Origin of the sequence: Lactobacillus kalixensis DSM 16043 (assembly GCF_001434335.1) — a bacterium.
GTDB classification, from domain to species: Bacteria; Bacillota; Bacilli; order Lactobacillales; family Lactobacillaceae; genus Lactobacillus; species Lactobacillus kalixensis.
In genome coordinates this window covers 1-20,968 of the sequence record NZ_AZFM01000002.1, presented here as the reverse complement: position 1 = coordinate 20,968, position 20,968 = coordinate 1, and the positions used below count along the sequence as shown (strand labels likewise).

Sequence of the window (20,968 nt, the reverse complement as noted above, 5' to 3'; positions counted from 1 at the left end):
TATAGGAGGATAATTTATGAAGTTAGATTTTGAAAAAATTAAGATGTTTTTGATCGAAAAAAAGAAGTATCTATTAATAATTGTTGCAGGGATTGCAATTTTCTTTTTTATGAAAAATAGCAATTCTAATAAAGAAGCGAATCAATTGGGTAATAACAATATTAGTCAAAATTCCTCTTCTTTTTCATCGAGCACGTCTTCATCGATGCAGACAAGTAACACCACTCAGTCTGAATCTAAAGAGGTTACGGTAGACATTTCTGGAGCAGTTAAGCATGGTGGGGTTTATACTCTAAAAAATGGTGCTAGATTGCAAGAATTAATTGAAGCTGCAGGTGGGTTAAAAGATAATGCACAAGTCAAAGCAATTAATCGGGCTGTAATGTTAAAGGATCAAGACAAGATCCATATTCCTTATAAAGGTGAAAAAGTTGAAAATGCGACGACTGTAACGTCAAATGGTGAAAGTACACCTTCAACCAGTGGAACTTCTTCAAGTCAAACAGGAGATAAAGTTAATATAAATACCGCTTCGGCTGCAGATTTACAAAAATTAAATGGAATTGGCGAGAAAAAGGCTGAACAGATCATTGCATATCGTGATCAAAATGGCCAATTTAAGAAAATTGAAGATTTAATGCAAGTTTCTGGTATTGGAGAAAAGACCTTTGCAGCACTCAAAGATCAATTGGCTATTTAAATTAGTTAGTCCCGGCCTCTTATTAATTACATCTTTAGCATTAGTTTGTGAATCCTTTTTGCTGTATCAAGCAAAAAATAATTTGCAGAAGTTAACTGCGATAGTTTTTCTTTTATATTGCATATTTTTAATAATAAAAAAATATTCTTGGTTCAATTTAGCTGTAGTTGTTTTAATTTTAACTTTTGGGATGTTGAGCTATTTTGATCAGAAAACAACAGACATTCAGTTAACTGATCAAACGCAAATTTTAGTCTATCCAGATGAAGTTAAGATTGAAGATGGTTGGCTTTCTGGGATAGGTAAAACAGAGCAAGGAAAAGTGACAATCGCAGGAAACGTTAAAGATGATCAAAATCAATATTTTGCTGATGGTAATCCAGTAATTCTTAGTCACATTACTGGTGAAATTGAAACTATTAGCCCAGCTACAAATTGCGGGGAATTTGATTATCAAAAGTATTATGCTGGTAAAAAGATTTTTCAAAGAATAAAGATAAAAAGTTGTCAATTTGTTAAGAGTAGGGTAACTATTTTTACATACCTACATCGATGGCGTTATCAATTGCAGCAGTATTTTAAGAAAATGCCACGATTAGTCGGATTTTTTGCTAGTGAATTAATTCTGGCTGAAAATCCCTCCAAAGATAATCAAGAGATTTTGAATAATTATCGAGATTTGGGTGTAATTCATTTATTAAGTATTTCTGGTTTACATGTTGGAATATATACTTTAGTAATTAGTACAATTTGTTTTCGAATAAAACTAACCCAAGAAGAAACTTTTTTGTGTTGCGGTTTAATCCTGATTGTAGGAATCTTTCTGAGTAATGGACAGCCTGGCTTTATCAGAGCAAGTTTAACGTATCTATTAGGACAATTGTTTTTACTAAAAAAATGGAAAATCAGCGGTCCGGATTTGTTGGGTTTAACATGCTTAATTCATATTTTCTTTGTACCACGTTTATTTATGAATATTGGTGCGATTTTGAGTTACGTTTTAGTGTTTGGGTTGCAGATAACAAGTCATTGGTCTAATTTTTGGCGATCTGTTTCACTTAACTTATTACTAACGCCACTCTTACTCTTTTATTTTTTTCAGGTCAACGTTTTTACGATTTTTTTCAATATGTTGATAGTGCCATATTTTAACTATGTGGTAATGCCAATTGCTTTTTTGAATATTTTGGTTTTTAAAAATATACCTGGGATTGGTCAAGTTTCAGAAAACATTTTAGAAATTACAGAGCAAATAATTGCTAACCTTTCAGAAACGAAACTAGGGTTGGTAACTTTCGGTAAAATTTCCTGGTGGCAATGCGTATTACTACTACTGATCTCAGCGATATTTTTGGCTTTTATGAATGAAAAAGGATACTTAAATAAAAAGAAAGGCTTTTTTATCAGTGCTGCCGCAATGTATCTAATTTCATTTAGTATGATTCATTTTCCGCTTCAGGGACAAGTAACTTTTATTGATGTGGGTCAAGGAGATAGTATTCTTATTACGACACCGTATCCAAGAAAGGTATATATGATTGATACTGGTGGAAAATTGAATTTCTCCGGTAAAAAAGTTACGCCTCAGGTCAATCGGATTACAATACCATTTTTAAAATCTTTAGGAATAAATCAAATTGATGGTTTATTTGTTACTCACCAAGATGCTGATCATGTTGGTGATATTGGCCCGTTAATGTCACAAGTTCATATTAAAAAATTGTATACTGCAAAAGGATTATCTAAAAATCCTTCTTTTAAGAAGAGAATTGAAAAATATATGGACCAAACAGATCTAATTGAGTTACTTGCAGGGATGCAGGTTAAAGAATTTCAGATTGATTTTCAAGTGGTTTATCCATTTAAAGAAGGGGAGGGTAAAAATGAAGATTCACTCTCATTAACATTTGTGCTTGCAGGTAAACGATGGCTGTTTACAGGTGACTTAGGACAAGATGGCGAAAAAGAAATTGCAAATAATTTTAATTTGAAAGTTGATTACTTTAAATTGGGACACCACGGCAGTAAAACTTCGTCAAATCCGGAATTCCTTCAAAAAATAAGCCCATCAGAAGTTTTCATTTCAGCTGGAAGAAATAATCGTTTTGGTCACCCTCATCAAGAGACTCTGAGTACCTTGAGGCAATTAAATATTCCGTGGGTTTCCACTCAAGACTGTGGTATGATTAGCTGGTATTATGGTTTTAAAGAGCCAAGTTTTAGTCGATTTTTACCGGAGAAGAAAGAATGAATCTGTTACCTATTTTTAAAAATACCAATAATAATCCCAATACCCTGATTTTAGGTCAGGATGATTTCTTGAATGATTATCTGATCCGGTCATATGTTGAAGATGAAAAATTCAAAGAATTAGATCGAATCACTGTAGATTGTGAAAGTGATGGATTAGATGAACTTGTAGCAAATTTGACAGAATCGAGTTTATTTTCCAGTCAAAAAATCATTACAGTCAAGAATCCTTTTTTCTTAACAGCTAAAGTTCCCAAAAAATATAAAAAACAAATAGATCAATTACAGGAAATTTTTTCACATATTCAAGAAATTGATGATGTGATAGTGATTGAAGCGTCATATGAAAAAATTGATAGAAGAAAAAAACTTACTAAGACGATTTTAGCTAGCTTCAATGTAGTTGAACCGCAGATTAAACCATACGAGGTAGCCGCAATAACTAAAGCAATTATTAAAACGGATGGTTATACCATTTCGCAATCTGCCTTGCAGCTTTTAATTGAACGCAGTGATCAAGTTATTGATACAATTTTAAGCAATTATAGTAAGTTGAAGGTAATAGCGGAAGATAAAAAAATTACTGAAAAAGCAGTCGATCAAAATATTGATTTATCGTTAGCCCAAAATGTCTTTTCAATTTTAGATTCTGCTTTAACTGGTGATTACAAAATAGCCATTCAGCGCCTTGATGATCAATTAAAAGAGGGTTCAAATCCAATTCAACTTTTAGCAGTTTTTGAAAATCAAATTGAGCTTTTATTAGTAGTTAAAATTTTAGCAAAAAGGGGAAGGACAGAAACGCAGATTGTAAAAGAACTGGGTGTACATCCATATCGTGTTAAATTAGCTCTGCAAAATAAAATTTCAGTTAATAAACTAAAACAAATGCTTGAACAAACAATTGAGTTGGATTACAAGTATAAAAATGGAACATATAGGGAAGATAATTTCTTAAAAATGTTCATTTTAAATTCGTAAAGCACAAAAAAGCGGAGACTTTTGTAGTCTCCGCTTCTTTGTTTTATTGCTTTATTACTTAGCTAACTTAGCTAAACGGCTCTTGTCACGAGCAGCCTTGTTCTTGTGGATTAAACCCTTTGCAACGGCCTTATCCAAAGCACTTTCTGCTTCTAAACGTAACTTGGAGGCGTCTTCTTCGCCAGCTGCAACAGCAGCCTTGAACTTCTTAACAGCAGTTCTTAACTTGTTCATTTGAGCAGAGTTACGCTTGTTAGCTTCGTTTTGTGTCTTAACACGCTTGATAGCTGATTTGATTTGTGGCATGAAATTCACCTCCATATGATCGTGATTTTACTTAATTGATTATACTTAAGAATCAGTCTTCTTGCAAGACAAATTCTACTTGCTTTTTAAAAAAATCCTTTGTATTATATTAATGTTGTGAACCATTAACGCTGTTTGTCCGCACACACCTGACGGCTAACGTTGTTAATGGCAATTTATATGTATTTAGATGAAAGGTGAAATTATGGCTATTTCAAAAGCAAAGAAAGACCAAATTATTAAGGAATACGCAACCCATGAAGGCGACACTGGTTCTGTTGAAGTACAAGTTGCTGTTTTAACTGAAGACATCAACAACTTAACTGAACACATGAAGAGCCACAAGCACGACCACCACTCATACGTTGGTTTGCTTAAGAAGATTGGTCACCGTCGTAACTTGCTTCGTTACTTACAAGATAACGATATTGAACGTTACCGTGCTTTGATCAAGAAGTTAGGTTTGCGTCGTTAATCCTACATTATGAAAAGCTGGTCCATTTTGGACTAGCTTTTTTGTTTTTTGTCATAATCACTTTCTTTATGCTAAAATTATTTCAGACTGTATTACGTTTTGATCTTTAAGATCCATAAAACAATTAAAAACTTAATTTTTAGAAAATAGAAAAGGGAAAATAATGGCTGATCAAGTTAAAATTATGATTTTGAGCGGCGCACGTGAACAAGGAAAGGACATGTTCGCAGTTCAAGTTAATGATGAAATATTTGTTTTAGATGCTGGACTTAAATATCCAGATAGCTCTTTATTTGGGATTGATGTAGTTATTCCGGATATGGAATTTTTTGCTCAATACGGAGATAGAGTTGCTGGGATTTTCTTAACTCATGGGCACGCTGATTCAATTGGTGCATTACCATATATATTACGTAGTAACAATATCCCAGTTTTTGGTTCAGAATTAACCATTGCATTAGCAAAAATTGACGTTAAGCGTGAAAATAAAACCATTAAAAATGATTTATTCCACGTTATTGATGCTGAAACTGAAATTGATTTCAAAAATGCTAGCATCTCATTTTTCCACACTACTCACTCAATTCCTGACTCATTAGGAATTGTTGTTCATACACCAGCAGGAGAAGTAGTTTATACTGGTGACTTCAAATTTGATCCATCAGCTGCAAAAAACTATCACACAGATATGGATCGTTTAGCTGAAATTCAAACCAAAAATGTTTTAGCTCTTTTAGCTGATTCGTCAAATGCTGAAGCATCTTTCCCAAGTGCCTCAGAGCAAGATATTGGTAAGTATGTAACCAATGTTTTTAGAAATGCAAAAGGGCGCATTATTGTTGCTGCCAAGGCTTCTAACCTAAACCGTGTTCAAGAGGTCTTAAATGCTGCTCAAAGCGCTGGTAGACGAGTTCTTTTAACTGGACGAGATGTAGCTAAAATTGTTCGTACATCAATGAAATTAGGCTATTTGGAAGTGCCAGATGGGTTGTTAATGAGAGTCAAGGACTTGAAGACTACACCAGATGATAAAACTGTTATTTTGGAAACTGGGCGCATGGGTGAGCCATTAAACTCATTACAAAAGATGGCTACTAAACGCCACAGTATGATTAGAATTCATGATGGTGACTTGGTCTTTATCGCTACTACACCTTCACACTCAGTAGAAACAATGGTTGCTGAAACTAGTGACTTAGTATATCGTGCAGGTGGCCGAGTAATTCAATTGGGCCGTAATCAACATACTAGTGGTCACGCTACTGGCCGTGATTTACAAATTTTGATTGATACTTTAAAGCCTAAGTTTTTATTCCCAGTTATCGGTGAATATCGTTTAATGGAAATTGCTAAGGATTTGGCTATCAAGGCAGGAATGGATAAAGATAATGTCTTTATTGCCCAAAATGGTGACTGCTACAACTTTGATTTTAAGAAACAACGTTTTTATTTAACTGACCCAGTTCCAGGCGAAGATACCATGATTGATGGTTCAGGCGTTGGGGATGTGGGTAATATTGTTTTAAGAGACCGTGAAATTCTTTCAGATGACGGTATTTTTATCGCTGTTGTGACAATTGATCGTAAGAAGAAAAAAATTATTGCTCAACCGCAAGTTACTAGCCGTGGATTTGTTTATATCAAGGCTAACCATCAATTAATGCGAGATTCGATTCAAGTGATTAAGAAGGCAATTAATGCCAACTTTGAACATAAAAAATTTGATTGGACTGAATTGAAACAAGATATCCGTAATGATTTGGAAAAATTCTTGTATAAACAAACTAATCGACGTCCAGTCGTTTTACCAGTAGTGATGGAAGTTAACCAAAATCGTCACCGTGCAATGCAAAAGAAAAATGAAGCTAAAGCTGATACGAGTAATAAAAAGCCGGGTCATGTAAAGCAAGACACAAAGACTTCTGTAAAAACAAATAAGAAAACAAGGAAGAATACAGAGGTTAAAAGTAAGAAAGAAGAAAAGAAAGATTAAGCATGGGATCATTAAGTCAAAAGCATTTAATGAAACTTGCTCAGGAAGATGAAGAGAAGAAAAATTACCAAGGCGCAATCCAAAATTTAGAAGAAGCTTTGGAAATGGGGCACAACTCTGATATAGTCCTTAATTTGTCAAAACTTTATCGAAAAAACAAACAAGGAGATCAGGCCTATGCCTTAATTAAAGGTGAACCTGATCTTTTTTCTGAGCAAAAAGTTTTTAAAGAGTATTGTCATGTTTTAGCTGAAAACAATTTTTTGATAGAAGCTTTACAACTTGAAAATCTGTTGGGAGAAACGCTACCTGTTAAAGTCACTCCGGTCGATACAAATAAGCAGCAGGAAATAATGCAAATGTTTAGGATGAAGCCTGCTATCAGTCAATTTGATTATCAGAATTTGCTCAAATTGGATTTGATTAACTTTAAAAATTTTGCTCAAAGCTTATTGTTAGATCCTGCACAAAATTTTGCAGTTCGTTTAGCTATCTGTGAAGATTTGATCAGACTCGGAATAGATGAAAAAATTAAAATTTGGGTGATTGGGGAACAAACTACATTCATTCCGAAAGAAACTGAACTTCTTGAAAAAAGTCCGATTTATCAAGAAGTTATTGCGGGTATTGCTGATAAGTTTAGAAATAATCCAAGTCAATTGCCAATGATGATAGGCGAAGCAAATTTGGTTTTAGGTAGTTTATATCCTAAATTATCTGCATATATCAAAAATACAGATGGATTTACTAGTGACTTTGTTTCCTTTTTGAAAACAAGAGATGGTAGAAGTCATCAAAGTTTGCTAGAAAAAATTTATCAAAATTTACCAAAATAATTTTAGGCAAAAAGGTTTACTTTTTTGCTCTATTTAGTATAATTAGCTAAGGTTATTTTCATAAAGGCATGGCTTAGCATTTTTTACTAGGCATTTGCCAATGAAAGTAGTACAATATTCGACAGAGAATTATCCGTTAACTTATCTCAACGGACTTCTTGCAAATATACAGGAGGGTCATTTTAATGGCAGAAAAAGAACATTACGTTAGAACTAAGCCACACGTTAACATTGGTACTATCGGTCACGTTGACCACGGTAAAACCACTTTAACTGCAGCTATTACTACTGTATTGGCTGAAAAGGGTTTGGCAAAGGCTGAAGATTACAGCCAAATCGATGCTGCACCAGAAGAAAAGGAACGTGGTATTACTATTAATACCGCCCACGTAGAATACGAAACTGAAAATCGTCACTACGCTCACATGGACGCTCCAGGCCACGCCGACTACATCAAGAACATGATTACCGGTGCTGCACAAATGGATGGTGCTATCTTGGTTGTTGCTGCAACTGATGGTCCTATGCCACAAACTCGTGAACACATTTTGCTTGCTCGTCAAGTTGGTGTTAACTACATCGTTGTTTTCTTGAACAAGTGCGATTTAGTTGACGATCCAGAATTGATCGACTTGGTTGAAATGGAAGTTCGTGACTTGTTGACTGAATACGATTACCCTGGTGACGATGTTCCAGTTGTTCGTGGTTCAGCTTTGAAGGCTTTACAAGGCGACAAGGAAGCTCAAGAACAAATCTTGAAGTTAATGGAAGTTGTTGATGAATACATCCCAACTCCAGAACGTGAAACTGACAAGCCATTCTTGATGCCAGTTGAAGACGTATTTACTATTACCGGTCGTGGTACTGTTGCTTCAGGTCGTATCGACCGTGGTACTGTTAAGGTCGGCGACGAAGTTGAAATCGTTGGTTTAGTAGACGACGTTAAGAAGTCAGTTGTTACTGGTTTGGAAATGTTCCACAAGACTTTGGACTTGGGTGAAGCTGGTGACAACGTTGGTGTATTGCTTCGTGGTGTTGACCGTGATGAAATCGTTCGTGGTCAAGTATTGGCTGCACCTGGTTCAATCCAAACTCACAAGAAGTTTAAGGGCCAAGTTTATATCTTGAACAAGGATGAAGGTGGTCGTCACACTCCATTCTTCTCAGATTATCGTCCACAATTCTACTTCCACACTACTGATATTACTGGTGAAATTGAATTGCCAGAAGGTACTGAAATGGTTATGCCTGGTGACAACACTGAATTTACTGTTGAATTGATTAAGCCAGCTGCCATCGAAGAAGGTACTAAGTTTACTATCCGTGAAGGTGGTCGTACCGTTGGTGCCGGTCAAGTTACTGAAATTCTTGACTAATTTCTAACGATATAATTAAAAAGATGTGCTTCTTCATAAGAAGTACATCTTTTTTTTACTCAATATTTGTGTTTTAACTTTTTTTAGGGTAAGATAACTTAGTATGCAAGTAGCAAACTCAAACTTGACATTGGAGGTATTTAATTAATGTCTGTAAAATGGGAAAAAACCGGTAAGACTTCCGGCGAACTTACTTTTGATATTTCAAAGGATGAAATTAAGTTAGGTTTAGACCAAGCATTTAGAAGAGTTAAGAAGAATTTGCGTGTTCCTGGCTTTAGAAAAGGTCACGTATCACGTATGATTTTTGATCAATACTATGGTGAAGAAGCATTATATGAAGATGCTTTAAATATTGTTTTGCCAAACGCATATGCTGCCGCAGTTAAGGAAGCTAAGATTGAAGCTGTTGGACAACCACAAATTGAACCCGTATCAATGGATAAGGGCAAGGACTGGACTATGAAGGCTACTGTGTCAGTTCAACCAGAAGTTAAGTTAGGCGAATACAAGGGTGTTGAAGTTCCTAAGCAAAATACTCGTGTTTATGCAAAAGATATCGATGCAGAACTTGACAAGCGTCGTAACCAAAATGCTGAACTTGTACTTAAGAAGGGTAAAGCTGAAAAGGGTGACACTGTTACTATCGATTACAAGGGTACTATTGATGGTAAGGAATTCGATGGTGGTTCAGCTGAAAACTACTCACTTGAATTAGGTTCAGGTACTTTCATTCCTGGATTTGAAGACCAATTAATCGGTCATGAAGCTGGCGATGATGTTGACGTTGTTGTAACCTTCCCAGAAGATTACGGTGCAAAGGACTTAGCTGGTAAGGAAGCACACTTTGCTACTAAGATTCACGAAGTTAAGTCAAAGCAACTTCCTGAATTAGATGACGAGTTTGCTAAGGACGTTGATGATTCAGTAGAAACTCTTGATGAATTGAAGGATAAGATCAAGAAGGATCTTAAGGAACAAAAAGAATCAGCTGCTAAGGATGCTATCCAACAAGCTGCTATTGAAACTGCAGTTAAGAATGCAGAAATCGATGAAATTCCTGATGCAATGATTCAAGAAGATGTTGATACTCAATTGAGACAATACTTAGGCAACATGCAACGTCAAGGTATTGATCCACAAACTTACTACAAGTTAACTAACACTACTGAAGATCAATTGCGTGCACAATTTGCTAAGGATGCAGCTGAAAGAGTTAAGATTAACTTAGTTCTTGAAGCAATTGTTGCTGCAGAAGACCTTGAAGCAACTAAAGAAGAAATTGATAAGGAAATCAAGGACCTTGCAAGTGAATACAACATGGATGAAAAGATGGTTCGCAACACTTTGAGCGACGACATGTTAGGTCACGATATTACTGTTCGCAAGGCAATGGATTTAGTAACTGATAACGCAAAACAAGTTGCTAAGTCAAAGCTTAAGGAAGACGAAAAGTCTGAAGATTAATAATTACGTAGTTTAGAAATTACCTAATAATAACTAGGCGACTGTTTAGCAGCCGTCTTTTTATTTTCTCTAAGCATTTTTGCTTTATTATATTTATTTTTATGATAATCTTGAAAATGTAGATATTAGGAGGAAGATTTATGGCAACTCAATTTACAGATCAAGAAGAGATTAAATGCTCTTTTTGTGGTAAAACTCAAGATCAAGTCAAGAAGATGATCGCTGGCAACGGTGTCTATATCTGTAATGAATGTGTTGACTTATCAAAGAAGATAATAGATGACGAGTTACGTGCAGATTCAATTGAAAAAGCACGTGAATTACCTAAGCCTATGGAAATTAAGAAACAATTGGATGATTATGTCATTGGACAAGATCGTGCCAAGAAAGTACTTTCTGTAGCTGTATACAATCATTACAAGAGAATTGGACAAATGGATCTAGATTCATCAACTCAGCTCCAAAAGTCTAATATCGCCCTTATTGGGCCTACAGGATCTGGTAAGACATATTTGGCTCAGACCTTAGCTAGAATCTTGGATGTACCATTTGCAATTGCAGATGCAACTACCTTAACTGAGGCTGGTTACGTTGGTGAAGACGTAGAAAATATTTTGCTTAAATTATTGCAAAATGCAGATTACGATTTAGAGAGAGCCCAACGCGGAATTATCTATATCGACGAAATTGATAAGATTTCAAAGAAAGCAGAAAATGTTTCAATTACTAGAGATGTTTCTGGTGAAGGGGTTCAACAAGCTTTATTGAAGATCTTGGAAGGAACAATTGCTTCAGTTCCCCCTCAAGGTGGTAGAAAGCATCCTCAACAAGAGATGATTAAGATGGATACTTCAAATATTTTATTCATCGTTGGTGGTGCCTTTGATGGGATCGAACAAATTGTTAAGAATCGATTAGGCAAGAAGACAATTGGTTTTGGCGCTGAAAATGAAGTTAACAAGATTAACACTGATGATTGGACTCATTATTTGACCACTGGTGATTTAGTTAAATTTGGTATGATTCCAGAATTTATTGGTCGTATCCCAGTAATTTCAACATTAGATAAGCTTGACAGTAAGGACTTAATCAGAATTTTAACTGAGCCAAAGAATGCCCTTGTTAAGCAGTATCAAAAGCTTTTGTCTCTTGATGATGTTCAATTAACTTTTACTGATGGTGCTTTAAAGGCAATTGCTGATCAAGCAATTGAACGAAATATGGGTGCACGTGGGTTAAGAACAATCATTGAAAATTCTTTGATGGATATCATGTACCGCACGCCAAGTGAAGAAGATATCGAAAAGGTTGAGGTTACCAAAGATGTAATTACTCGCCACGATCAACCTCGTGTTATTAAAAAGCAAAACAACGACGAACAAAAGGCAGTAGTAAATGATAATTAAAAATAGTGAATACGCTGTTAGCGCAGTTAGAGAAGATCAATATCCTAAAGATGACTTCCCTGAAATAGCCTTAGCGGGCCGCTCAAACGTCGGAAAGTCAAGCTTGATAAATACGATCTTGAATCGAAAAAATCTCGCCAGAACGTCTTCTCAACCCGGTAAAACGCAAACGTTGAACTTCTATCGAGTAAACGAAGATTTCTATCTTGTGGATGTGCCAGGTTATGGTTACGCTAAAGTTTCTCAGAAGAAGCGCCAAGAATTTGGCGAAATGATTCAAGATTATTTAGAAACACGGGCTAATTTGAAGGGTTTGATTATCTTAATTGATAGTCGTCATGAACCAACGCAAGATGATATTGCGATGTACAGTTATGCACAGTATCTTGATTTGCCAATTTTGGTTGTATGTACTAAAATTGACAAGATCAAGAAAAGTCAAGTTAATAAAGTATATTCTAACTTGAAGAAGCATTTAGATTTGGATCATGATAATATTACTGTTTTAACTTTTAGTTCTGTGACTAAATTTCACGTTGAAGAAGTTAGAAATTGGATTGAAGATCATTTAGAATAAAAGAAAAATGCATGGCTACAAGAGTCATGCATTTTTTATCGATGAGATTTTGGAAATTTCTTTCTTTGTCCGAATATTTCGCCAATAAGTTTAAAGAAACCATATATAACAAGAATAATCCCAGCCAGGATAATTGATTGTTTAGTAAAATATTTCGGATTAACAATAATAATAATTCCTAAGGCAAACGCTAGAATTGATTCAATTCCAACAATAACTTTTCTAAAAATTCCGCTAATTCTATGTAAAATAATCTGACGAATACGGATATAAGAATAAATTATTAAGAATGTTCCTAAGAAGTAATGTGCCAGAAAGATTAACAGCCTATTGTTAGAAATAAGAGCAACTGAAAGAGCGAAAACAATTAACCAACTAATGATAAAAAATCTTTTTTGGCGATCATTTAATGTGGAAAGGGCAGAATTGATAATTTGAATTGTAGAAAATCCGATCCCAGTTAGGGCAACTAAAACTCCGAAAGCCCTAAGAGAATACTGTGGGGTCGTTAAGGTAATAATTCCCAGAACAAGCATCACCCAGCCAACAGTTGAGTCGGTTGTAAATAATGCCTGGATGATTCTTCTACTTTTAATTGATTGCCAAAATGCAGAAAAGAGACTACCAAAGACAAAACGAGTTCGCCTAGATGACCCGGTTAATGAAAGTAAAATAGCTCCAAAACCGCCAAAGCCATGCTTACCTAATTGATTAATTTTAGTGGCACCACTTGCTGCTAGAGCATCAAATAAATCATTAGTTAATGATTCTCGCTCTGCCAAGGTTGCATCCCCAATCCAATCGTTAATTAGCTGATTGTAAATTCGGGATTGTGCATTTCGATGATTTGCTATGTTAAAATGCGAACCAGTAACTTCCCAACTGAAGGCATCATGTTGACTAACCGTTTTTCGATTGGAATAAACAATTGTAGGAGTAATTCCTTTGGGCTCAAATAAGCGACCTATGATACTAAATTCGGGTACATACCGCTTTAATCGCTCTTTTAAGAATTTCTCGGGTAATTGAGCACCAACTTCTTTAGCTATACCAGGAGAGTCAAAAGTATAAATTGCAGCGATTCTTTTACGTAATTTAGGTTCAATATTAAGAGCTGCATACTCAGCAAGATTACCACCTTTTGAATGTCCAAGTAGGGTATAATCTTCGTCGTCACTATTCATAATTCGTTCAAGATAACTTGTAGCTTCTTTTTGAGCAATTGTAGTTTTAAAACTAATTTCAAAATCTTCTTTCCATCCAACTAATGAATCATCAGTTCCTCTAAAGGAAATAAAGTTCATGCCATTTTCAAGTTGAATCTTGATTGCACAGAATTGTGTATGCTCAGTTAATGTGTTTTCATAGTATGATAGTTTTGCATTTTCAAAGCGAGTTGCCGTAGACATTAACTTTAATAAATTTTGATAATAAATATGATCTGGTTTTGGTCGATCGGGTACAAAATATTTCTTGGCTGCATCTTTGATCGTGATCGTTCTACCATCGTCAGAAACAATGTTTGGCAAGTCTAAATAAGAAAAAACTGCCAGAACGAGAGCATCGATCTCATTAAAAGGAGCCTTTTCTAAGTCAATATCACCACGCCATTTTAAGTATGAAAAGATGTTGTTATCTGGATACATGATTGACGTCTCCTAAAATAAAGATATTTACTTAATTTTAACTTAGTAACAGCAAGAAGTTCAGAAAAAGGACATATTTTTGAAAAATTTTTTATATTTTAGGATAACAAATGTTATTTTTGTGATATAATAAAACCCAGGTAGAAGGGGATACAACTACCTGGGGAAAAAGGGTCTAACAATAAGGACTTTATAAAACATTCAGGACCCTTCATCAGTATATCAAACTATTATAATTTAAGGTATACTTTAGTTAAAATTTCTTTTAAGTCATGCAAAAATTCCTACGAAATGTAGGAATTTTTCTTTTTTTCTAGTCAAAACTTGATATAATTACTTGAATATATATTTCTTTTAGGAGGCATAGGAACTAAATGATTACAGTTACCGACTTAAGTCTTAACTTATCCGGTCGTACTTTATATGAAGATGTCAATTTAAAATTTACTCCTGGCAATTGTTACGGTGTAATTGGTGCTAATGGAGCAGGTAAGTCAACTTTTCTTAAATTGCTTGAAGGCAAAATTGAACCAACTACTGGTAATATCAGTATCGATTCAAATGAAAGAATGTCCAGCTTAAATCAGGATCACTTTGCTTTTGAAAACTTTACAGTTATGCAGACTGTTATTCAAGGACATAAAGAGTTGTACCAAGTAATGCAAGAAAAAGATGCACTTTATGCAAAACCTGACTTTAATGATGAAGATGGGGTTAAAGCTGCAGAGCTTGAAAGTAAATTTGCAGAATTAGATGGTTGGAATGCTGAAGCTGATGCAGCAAAGCTTCTTCAATCAATGGGAATTCCAGAATCTATGCATCAAAGCATGATGAGTGAATTACCTGAATCTGATAAAGTTAAGGTTTTACTTGCTCAAGCATTGTTTGGTAATCCTGACATTCTTTTACTTGACGAACCTACTAACGGTCTTGATGTTCATACTGTAGATTGGCTTGAAAACTTCTTGGCTGATTATCCAAATATCGTTATTGTTGTTTCTCACGACAGACACTTCTTAAACCAAGTATGTACACAAATGTGTGACGTTGACTTTGGTAAGATTCAACTCTATGTCGGGAATTACGACTTTTGGTATGAATCAAGTAAGTTAGCCAGTGAATTAGCCGCTAACCAAAATGCTAAGAAAGAGGAAAAGATTAAAGAGTTACAAGAATTCGTTGCTCGTTTTTCAGCAAATGCCTCTAAATCGCGTCAGGCAACTTCACGTAAGAAACAACTTGAAAAGATTACTTTAGATGATATTAGACCATCTTCAAGAAAGTATCCATTTGTTAAATTTGAATTACACCGTGATTTAGGAAATGACTTGCTGAAGGTGGAAAATGTCTCATATTCAGTTGATGGTGAAAAGATTTTAGACAATGTTTCTTTCATTGTGAGACCAGGTGACAAGGTAGGCTTTTTATCAAGAAATACTCTGGCTACAACTGCATTAATGGAAATTCTAGCAGGTAAAATTAAGCCGGATTCAGGTACTGTAACTTGGGGGCAAACCACTGCCTTTAATTACATGGCACGTGACCTTAATGCTAACTTTAACAATGACGATCTGACCATCCTTGACTGGCTTCGTCAATATGCGCAAAAAGATCAAGATGATAATACTTTCTTGCGTGGATTCTTGGGAAGAATGTTGTTTAGCGGAGATGAAATTGAAAAGAAGATTAAGGTCCTTTCTGGTGGAGAAAAGGTTCGTTGTCAATTATCAAGAATGATGTTACAACCAGCTAATGTTTTATTGATGGATGATCCAACTAATCACTTGGATTTGGAATCAATTACTTCATTAAACGATGCACTTAAAGCATATCTGGGCTCAATTCTCTTTACTTCACACGATCATGAATTCTTGCAAACAATTGCAAATCACATTATCGAAGTTGGACCAAAGGGTATTGTTAGCCGTGCTGATACTACTTATGATGAATTCTTAAATACGCCAGCTATTCAAGAACAAGTTGAAAAAATTTATTAAAAAAAGAAGTGAGTTGATCGATTTCAACTCACTTTTTTGTTACTTATCTTTATTTTCTTTTTCTTTAATGCTATCTTTTTCTTCTTTCTTGCGCTTGTTCATTGGTGACTTCTTAGGGTCAGGAACAACAGCGAATTTATCAAGCATCTTGTTTAAGTTATTTGGATTATCAAAAGTTAAGCCCATAAAATCATCCTTTCTTTTTATCAGTATTATAAATAATTTTGCTGTTAGATACCAGGGTTATGTTTATTAAGAATTACTTTAGTTTTGCACTTTTAAGTAACTGATCAACGCGCTCGAAGAATTTATCCTTATGTGCGCGAGTTACAAGAGTTATTTGACGACCATTTTCTTCTTCAACTAAACGTCCTGCTGCTAAGCCATCAGTAATTACGCTGGCTTTAGCTTCACGAGTTTCAACCACTTCAGGAAAGAGTGAGCTAATAACTGTTAAAACATCCCATAAGTATAATTTAGCTTCAGGTACAGAAACAAGAAGACTGTATGCTTGGCCAACTAAATCAATTGCAGGATATTTTCTTAGACTTGCCCAATGCTGACGAAGTTTATCGTCAATTGGTAATTCTTCAGTACTTTCAAGTCCAACCATTTGAATAGGAATATTGGTATCAAAAACGCGTTTAACTGCATATGGATCCCAAAAGGCATTCCATTCTTGTGTACCATCAGCGTTGACAAGCATTACATTGCCGTGACCATTTAAAGATCCGCCCATCCAGTAAAGTTTCTTGATCTTCTTTTCAATTGCTGGATCAGTATCTAATGCGCGAGCTAAGTCAGTCAATGGTCCAGTCATTACTAACGTAATCGGTTCATCAGCTGCATTAAGTTTTTCGATGATATCTAAATGAGCAGGTAAGTTAGCTTGCTTTGTAATAATTTTGCCGGGTTCGTTAAGAATTGGCAAATAGTTGAAAGAATACGCTGCTAAACGCCATTCGTGAGGAAATTGGTTAACGGCTCTAGAATTTGATTTAGCAATTTCAATATCATCATTTCTTAAATTGAAACGGTCAGTCATTTTGCGACAAGCTTCAACTGCTGGATCAACATATCCGTCTGCATCAATTGCACTAACCCCGAGTAATTCAATATCAGGGGCTTGAAGCAAAAGTAAGTAGGAAACTAAATCATCGATATTACCATCATGGTTAAAATAGATCTTTTTCATTTTTATTCCTTTCAATCAAATAATTAATTTTATTCTACCAGTTATGGAATGAATTTGTTTAATTAAAATAAATTCAAAAATATATATTTTTGTAAACAAAAGTATAACGATTTTATTTACAAAATCATGTAAGCGTTTTATAATTAGTAATGTAAACAAATAATAAGTTTCCAAGAATAATAAATTAGGAGGAAATTATTTATGGCTGAACAAACTATTATGTTAAATTGTAGTGCTGGTATGAGTACTTCATTATTGGTTACAAAGATGCAAGAAGCAGCAAAAGCTGACGGAATTGACGCTAAAATTTTTGCTTGCCCAGCATCTGAAGCTTCACAACACCTTGAAAACGAAACTATTGATTGTGTATTGTTGGGGCCTCAAGTAGCTTACATGAAAGGTGACTTTGAAAATAAAGTAAAGGGCGCTGGCAAAGATGGCAAGGATATCCCTTTGGATGTTATTGACATGCAAGCATACGGCATGATGGATGGTGAAACTGTTCTTAAGCAAGCTGAAGCCTTAATCAATGGATAATCTCAATTAGAAAAGAATTTTGACATGACTGAAGAAAAGAATTTAACTGAAGAAGAAAAAGATCAACAAACTTTAATGGCAGCAATGGGATTGATTGCTAACGGTGGTAATGCTAAGAGTTTGGCTTTTGAAGCAATCCGTTTAGCTAAGAAGGGTGATATTGAAGGAGCTCGTAAAAAGCTTAAAGATGCAGATGACTCACTTCTTGAAGCTCACAATTCTCAGACAAATATGCTGACAAAAGAAGCACAAGGCGATCATATGAAGGTAACTTTATTAGTAGTTCACTCACAAGATCACTTGATGAATGCAATTACCTTTAGAGATTTAGCTGGTGAAATGGTAGATTTGTATGAAAAGTTATACAAGTCTGGCAGTTTAAAGAAAGACGAAGAATAAAAATTAATATAAAAATATCGAGTATCAAAAGCTCGATATTTTTTTGACCCAAAAAAACTAGATCACAAATCATCAATTAACGATTTATAATCTAGTTTCTTTTTATTATTAGGCAGCCATGTTAGCTTTAACACCTTGAGCCATTCGCTTTAATTCTTTTTTGGCGCCGAACTTTAATTGTAGGTTATAAAGTAAGTTGCTGACCCAGCCGTGCTTTGATTCATCATAGCTTTTAATATTTTCTGAGAAGATGATTTTAACACCCTTATCGATATCTTGGGTTCGATAAGAAATTACAATGTGAAAGCGATCGTTATGAAAGTCGGCTTCATATAATTCACCACGCTTATATTGAGTAATTTCGGTTTTAATACCATTTTGATCATAGCGAGTACCAGATTGCAGATTAACGGGTAAATCATTGCCACGAGCTTGTTTAATTGCTGTAATTAATTGTTGATCTAAATAATTAAAAAAATCGGCCAAAAAAATCGGTTGATGAAAAATTAAAGTCCTTTTGGATTGTAATCATGCGTTTTCTTCCTTAATCTAAATCTTGACCGTGAGAGGCAATTACTTTCTTGTACCAGTAGAATGAGTCTTTTGGATAACGCTTAAGGCTGCCATTTCCTCGGTCATCACGATCAACATAAACAAAGCCATAGCGCTTCTTCATTTCGCCGGTACCGTTTGAAACAAGATCGATTGCTGACCACATGGTATAACCCATTAAATCAACCCCATCAAGTGTTACAGCATCTTCCATTGATTTGATTTGGGAGCGCAAATATTTAATTCGGTAATTATCATGAATCTTATGGTCGTTTGTCAAAGTGTCTGACCAACCAAGGCCATTTTCAACTACCCAAAGTGGTTTATGGTATCTTGTCCATAACTCGTTTAAGCCAATTCTGAGGACGTCTGGATCTGTTGCCCAGCCCCATGCGTTGGCTTCGAGGTAGGGATTAGTAATATTACCAGAGCTGACGTTTCCTGCAGCTTTAGCATCATTTGCATGAGTTGTAACTACATTTGAGGTGTAGCAAGAGAAACTTAAAAAGTCGCAAGGATATTTTTTGAGTAACTCATAATCTTCTACGGTATCATTCAATTTAATTCCATCGCGCTCATATTTCTTAAGTCGACTTGTTGGATAATAGCCTAGCATTTGTACATCAGAATAAAAGAGCATCTCTTGTTTAGCCTTCATTACAAGTAATTGATCTTTTGGATCACAAGTGTATGGATAGATCGCACTGTATGCAAGCATCATTCCAACTTGGTTCTTAGGATCGATCTGATGGGCAAGCTTAACAGTTTTTGCACTAGCTACAAATTGATTGTGAGCGCCTTGAGCGCGATTTTGTTCACTACCGTCAATCAATCCGCCACCCATGTAAGGAGCCATATCCATTGCATTAATCTCATTAAAGGTAAGCCAGTAGTTAACTTTTCCCTTGTAGTGCTTCATAACGATTTCGGCATAATGAGTGAAAGCATCAATTAGATAGCGATCTTTCCAGCCACCGAAGCGTACGATTAATGATAGAGGAGTTTCGTAGTGTGAAAGGGTGACCAGGGGTTTGATTCCGTATTTTGCACACTCATCAAATACTTTGTCATAGAAGGCTAATCCTTCTTCATTTGGTTCTTCATCGTCACCGTTAGGTAAAATTCGAGACCAGTTTAAAGAAAGACGAAAAACGTCAAACCCCATTTCTGCCATTAGCTTAATGTCTTCTTTGTAATGGTGATAAAAGTCTGTTCCTTGATGGCTAGGGTAGTAATAGCCATCTAAAATTTTAGGAACGGCACCTTTAGGGAGTTTAAATTCAACGTTTGGATCCCATGAGAGGGATGTAGCACCAGTTTCACCATTAGGCATTTCCCAGGTAACTTTACGAGGTTCATTTGCAGAACCATTGGTTAAAACATCAACCGCATTTAGTCCTTTTCCTCCTTCGTTATAACCTCCTTCATATTGATTAGCAGCACTAGCACCGCCCCAAGTAAAACTATTATCTAAAGTCATAATATACCTCTAAAATCTATTGTTCTCTAATACAGTATAGTCGCGTTGGTCGTAACGACTTCTGCTAGTAGAATATTCGATCGGCTGTCCATTTGTAAGCCAAACGATTTGTTCAATTTCTAGCATTGGATCGTCGACTTTTGCGTCCAAATATTCTTGATCATAATTATTCGATTTGGTTGCACGGATTTTTCTGTAGGCATGACCAAATTTTAAATGTAATTTATGGTGAATGTAGTCGTATATTGAATCATTAAGCACGGTTTCGTCTAGATCTGGAACTAGCTTGACCGGCATAAAGGTATGCTCAATAACAAGTGGTTTATCATCAACATAGCGAAAACGAATAATGTTATAAATTGGCTCAATTTTCTTAACATCTAAGTATCTTTGGATTTGCTCATCTGGAAATTCAACATTGAAGAGCAAGATCTTACTACTTACTTTAGAGTTATGGTATTCGTTTTTTAAACCAGTTACAGTATTGGCAGGAGAGTCGATATCACTTCTGATAGGAATATCACCTGAAACAAAAGTCCCAAGACCGGATTGCTTGTATACAAGTCCTTGTCTTTCTAAACCGTCCAGCGCCTTTTTTACTGTTAAGCGGCTAACACCTAATTCTTTAGCCAGAGTTTCCTGGTCTGGAAGAGGAGTACGCGCCATGTAAGTTTTGTCTTTAATCCTTTGAGTAATTACATTCGCAACGTCTAAGTACTTAGCCTGTTTTTTGTTTTCTATCTGAAACTTGAAAGCTAAGATTCATGCTCTTTTCGCATGTTTCCTGGCTTTTTC

General features: G+C 35.3%; 20 protein-coding genes. 13 read left to right on the top strand and 7 right to left on the bottom strand.

What is annotated here, in order from left to right; genetic code table 11:
* Nucleotides 1-16: 16 nt before the first annotated feature.
* Genes FC46_RS00840 through holA form a run of 3 tightly spaced genes read left to right on the top strand, consistent with a single transcriptional unit; the run spans nucleotide 17 to nucleotide 3,931 of the window.
* Nucleotides 17-700: a ComEA family DNA-binding protein gene (locus FC46_RS00840; protein WP_057797153.1), complete on the top strand. Its 684-nt coding sequence runs from the start codon at nucleotides 17-19 to the stop codon at nucleotides 698-700.
* On the top strand, nucleotides 669-2,951 hold the full coding sequence (locus FC46_RS00835; protein WP_057797152.1) for a DNA internalization-related competence protein ComEC/Rec2: 2,283 nt from the start codon (nucleotides 669-671) through the stop codon (nucleotides 2,949-2,951). Before FC46_RS00840 ends, FC46_RS00835 begins: the two co-directional genes overlap by 32 nt.
* Nucleotides 2,948-3,931: a DNA polymerase III subunit delta gene (gene holA, locus FC46_RS00830; protein WP_057797151.1), complete on the top strand. Its 984-nt coding sequence runs from the start codon at nucleotides 2,948-2,950 to the stop codon at nucleotides 3,929-3,931. The genes FC46_RS00835 and holA overlap by 4 nt, the downstream gene beginning before the upstream one ends.
* Nucleotides 3,932-3,985: 54 nt before the next feature.
* Here holA and rpsT read toward each other — a convergent pair whose 3' ends face one another.
* Entirely contained in the window at nucleotides 3,986-4,237 is a 252-nt protein-coding gene (rpsT, locus tag FC46_RS00825; protein WP_057797150.1) for a 30S ribosomal protein S20, read from the bottom strand.
* Nucleotides 4,238-4,442: 205 nt separating this feature from the next.
* Here rpsT and rpsO point away from each other — a divergent pair, with 205 nt between their 5' ends.
* The 7 genes from rpsO to yihA all read left to right on the top strand — a co-directional run bounded on the left by rpsO (nucleotide 4,443) and on the right by yihA (nucleotide 12,367).
* A complete protein-coding gene (gene rpsO / locus FC46_RS00820) occupies nucleotides 4,443-4,712 on the top strand; it encodes a 30S ribosomal protein S15 (RefSeq protein WP_057797149.1) in 270 nt (89 codons plus the stop codon).
* 163 nt (nucleotides 4,713-4,875) lie between these two features.
* On the top strand, nucleotides 4,876-6,705 hold the full coding sequence (locus FC46_RS00815; RefSeq protein WP_057797148.1) for a ribonuclease J: 1,830 nt from the start codon (nucleotides 4,876-4,878) through the stop codon (nucleotides 6,703-6,705).
* Nucleotides 6,706-6,707: 2 nt separating this feature from the next.
* A complete protein-coding gene (locus tag FC46_RS00810; RefSeq protein ID WP_057797147.1) occupies nucleotides 6,708-7,541 on the top strand; it encodes a tetratricopeptide repeat protein in 834 nt (277 codons plus the stop codon).
* Nucleotides 7,542-7,726: 185 nt separating this feature from the next.
* On the top strand, nucleotides 7,727-8,917 hold the full coding sequence (tuf, locus tag FC46_RS00805; RefSeq protein WP_057797146.1) for an elongation factor Tu: 1,191 nt from the start codon (nucleotides 7,727-7,729) through the stop codon (nucleotides 8,915-8,917).
* 147 nt (nucleotides 8,918-9,064) lie between these two features.
* Nucleotides 9,065-10,384: a trigger factor gene (tig, locus tag FC46_RS00800; protein ID WP_057797145.1), complete on the top strand. Its 1,320-nt coding sequence runs from the start codon at nucleotides 9,065-9,067 to the stop codon at nucleotides 10,382-10,384.
* Nucleotides 10,385-10,524: 140 nt separating this feature from the next.
* Entirely contained in the window at nucleotides 10,525-11,790 is a 1,266-nt protein-coding gene (clpX, locus tag FC46_RS00795; RefSeq protein ID WP_057797144.1) for an ATP-dependent Clp protease ATP-binding subunit ClpX, read from the top strand.
* Nucleotides 11,780-12,367 carry a ribosome biogenesis GTP-binding protein YihA/YsxC gene (gene yihA, locus FC46_RS00790; protein ID WP_057797143.1) on the top strand — a complete coding sequence of 196 codons (588 nt, stop codon included), beginning with the start codon at nucleotides 11,780-11,782 and terminating at the stop codon, nucleotides 12,365-12,367. The genes clpX and yihA overlap by 11 nt, the downstream gene beginning before the upstream one ends.
* Nucleotides 12,368-12,402: 35 nt before the next feature.
* On the opposite strand, the gene FC46_RS00785 is transcribed toward yihA, so the two are convergent.
* Nucleotides 12,403-14,013 (bottom strand): Mbeg1-like protein, encoded by a 1,611-nt coding sequence (locus FC46_RS00785; RefSeq protein WP_057797142.1) that lies wholly within the window; start codon nucleotides 14,011-14,013, stop codon nucleotides 12,403-12,405.
* Between the two features lie 374 nt (nucleotides 14,014-14,387).
* Here FC46_RS00785 and FC46_RS00780 point away from each other — a divergent pair, with 374 nt between their 5' ends.
* Nucleotides 14,388-16,010 carry an ABC-F family ATP-binding cassette domain-containing protein gene (locus tag FC46_RS00780; RefSeq protein WP_057797141.1) on the top strand — a complete coding sequence of 541 codons (1,623 nt, stop codon included), beginning with the start codon at nucleotides 14,388-14,390 and terminating at the stop codon, nucleotides 16,008-16,010.
* Nucleotides 16,011-16,049: 39 nt separating this feature from the next.
* Here FC46_RS00780 and FC46_RS10230 read toward each other — a convergent pair whose 3' ends face one another.
* Complete coding sequence (locus tag FC46_RS10230) at nucleotides 16,050-16,196, bottom strand: SPJ_0845 family protein (RefSeq protein ID WP_169787529.1); 147 nt, start codon at nucleotides 16,194-16,196, stop codon at nucleotides 16,050-16,052.
* Between the two features lie 73 nt (nucleotides 16,197-16,269).
* Nucleotides 16,270-17,205 (bottom strand): nucleoside hydrolase, encoded by a 936-nt coding sequence (locus FC46_RS00775; RefSeq protein ID WP_057797140.1) that lies wholly within the window; start codon nucleotides 17,203-17,205, stop codon nucleotides 16,270-16,272.
* A gap of 201 nt (nucleotides 17,206-17,406) precedes the next feature.
* On the opposite strand from FC46_RS00775, the gene FC46_RS00770 reads away from it, so the two are divergent.
* Nucleotides 17,407-17,742 carry a PTS sugar transporter subunit IIB gene (locus FC46_RS00770; RefSeq protein ID WP_057797139.1) on the top strand — a complete coding sequence of 112 codons (336 nt, stop codon included), beginning with the start codon at nucleotides 17,407-17,409 and terminating at the stop codon, nucleotides 17,740-17,742.
* 24 nt (nucleotides 17,743-17,766) lie between these two features.
* Nucleotides 17,767-18,141, top strand: coding sequence for a PTS lactose/cellobiose transporter subunit IIA (locus FC46_RS00765; protein WP_057797138.1), 375 nt, complete (start codon nucleotides 17,767-17,769; stop codon nucleotides 18,139-18,141).
* Between the two features lie 108 nt (nucleotides 18,142-18,249).
* Here FC46_RS00765 and FC46_RS00760 read toward each other — a convergent pair whose 3' ends face one another.
* From FC46_RS00760 to FC46_RS00750, 3 genes are read right to left on the bottom strand one after another with little or no spacing between them, the layout of a single operon-like run.
* Nucleotides 18,250-18,627, bottom strand: coding sequence for a DUF3284 domain-containing protein (locus tag FC46_RS00760; protein WP_412362922.1), 378 nt, complete (start codon nucleotides 18,625-18,627; stop codon nucleotides 18,250-18,252).
* 58 nt (nucleotides 18,628-18,685) lie between these two features.
* Complete coding sequence (locus tag FC46_RS00755) at nucleotides 18,686-20,173, bottom strand: glycoside hydrolase family 1 protein (protein WP_057797137.1); 1,488 nt, start codon at nucleotides 20,171-20,173, stop codon at nucleotides 18,686-18,688.
* 9 nt (nucleotides 20,174-20,182) lie between these two features.
* Nucleotides 20,183-20,914, bottom strand: coding sequence for a GntR family transcriptional regulator (locus FC46_RS00750; RefSeq protein WP_057797136.1), 732 nt, complete (start codon nucleotides 20,912-20,914; stop codon nucleotides 20,183-20,185).
* Nucleotides 20,915-20,968: the final 54 nt, after the last annotated feature.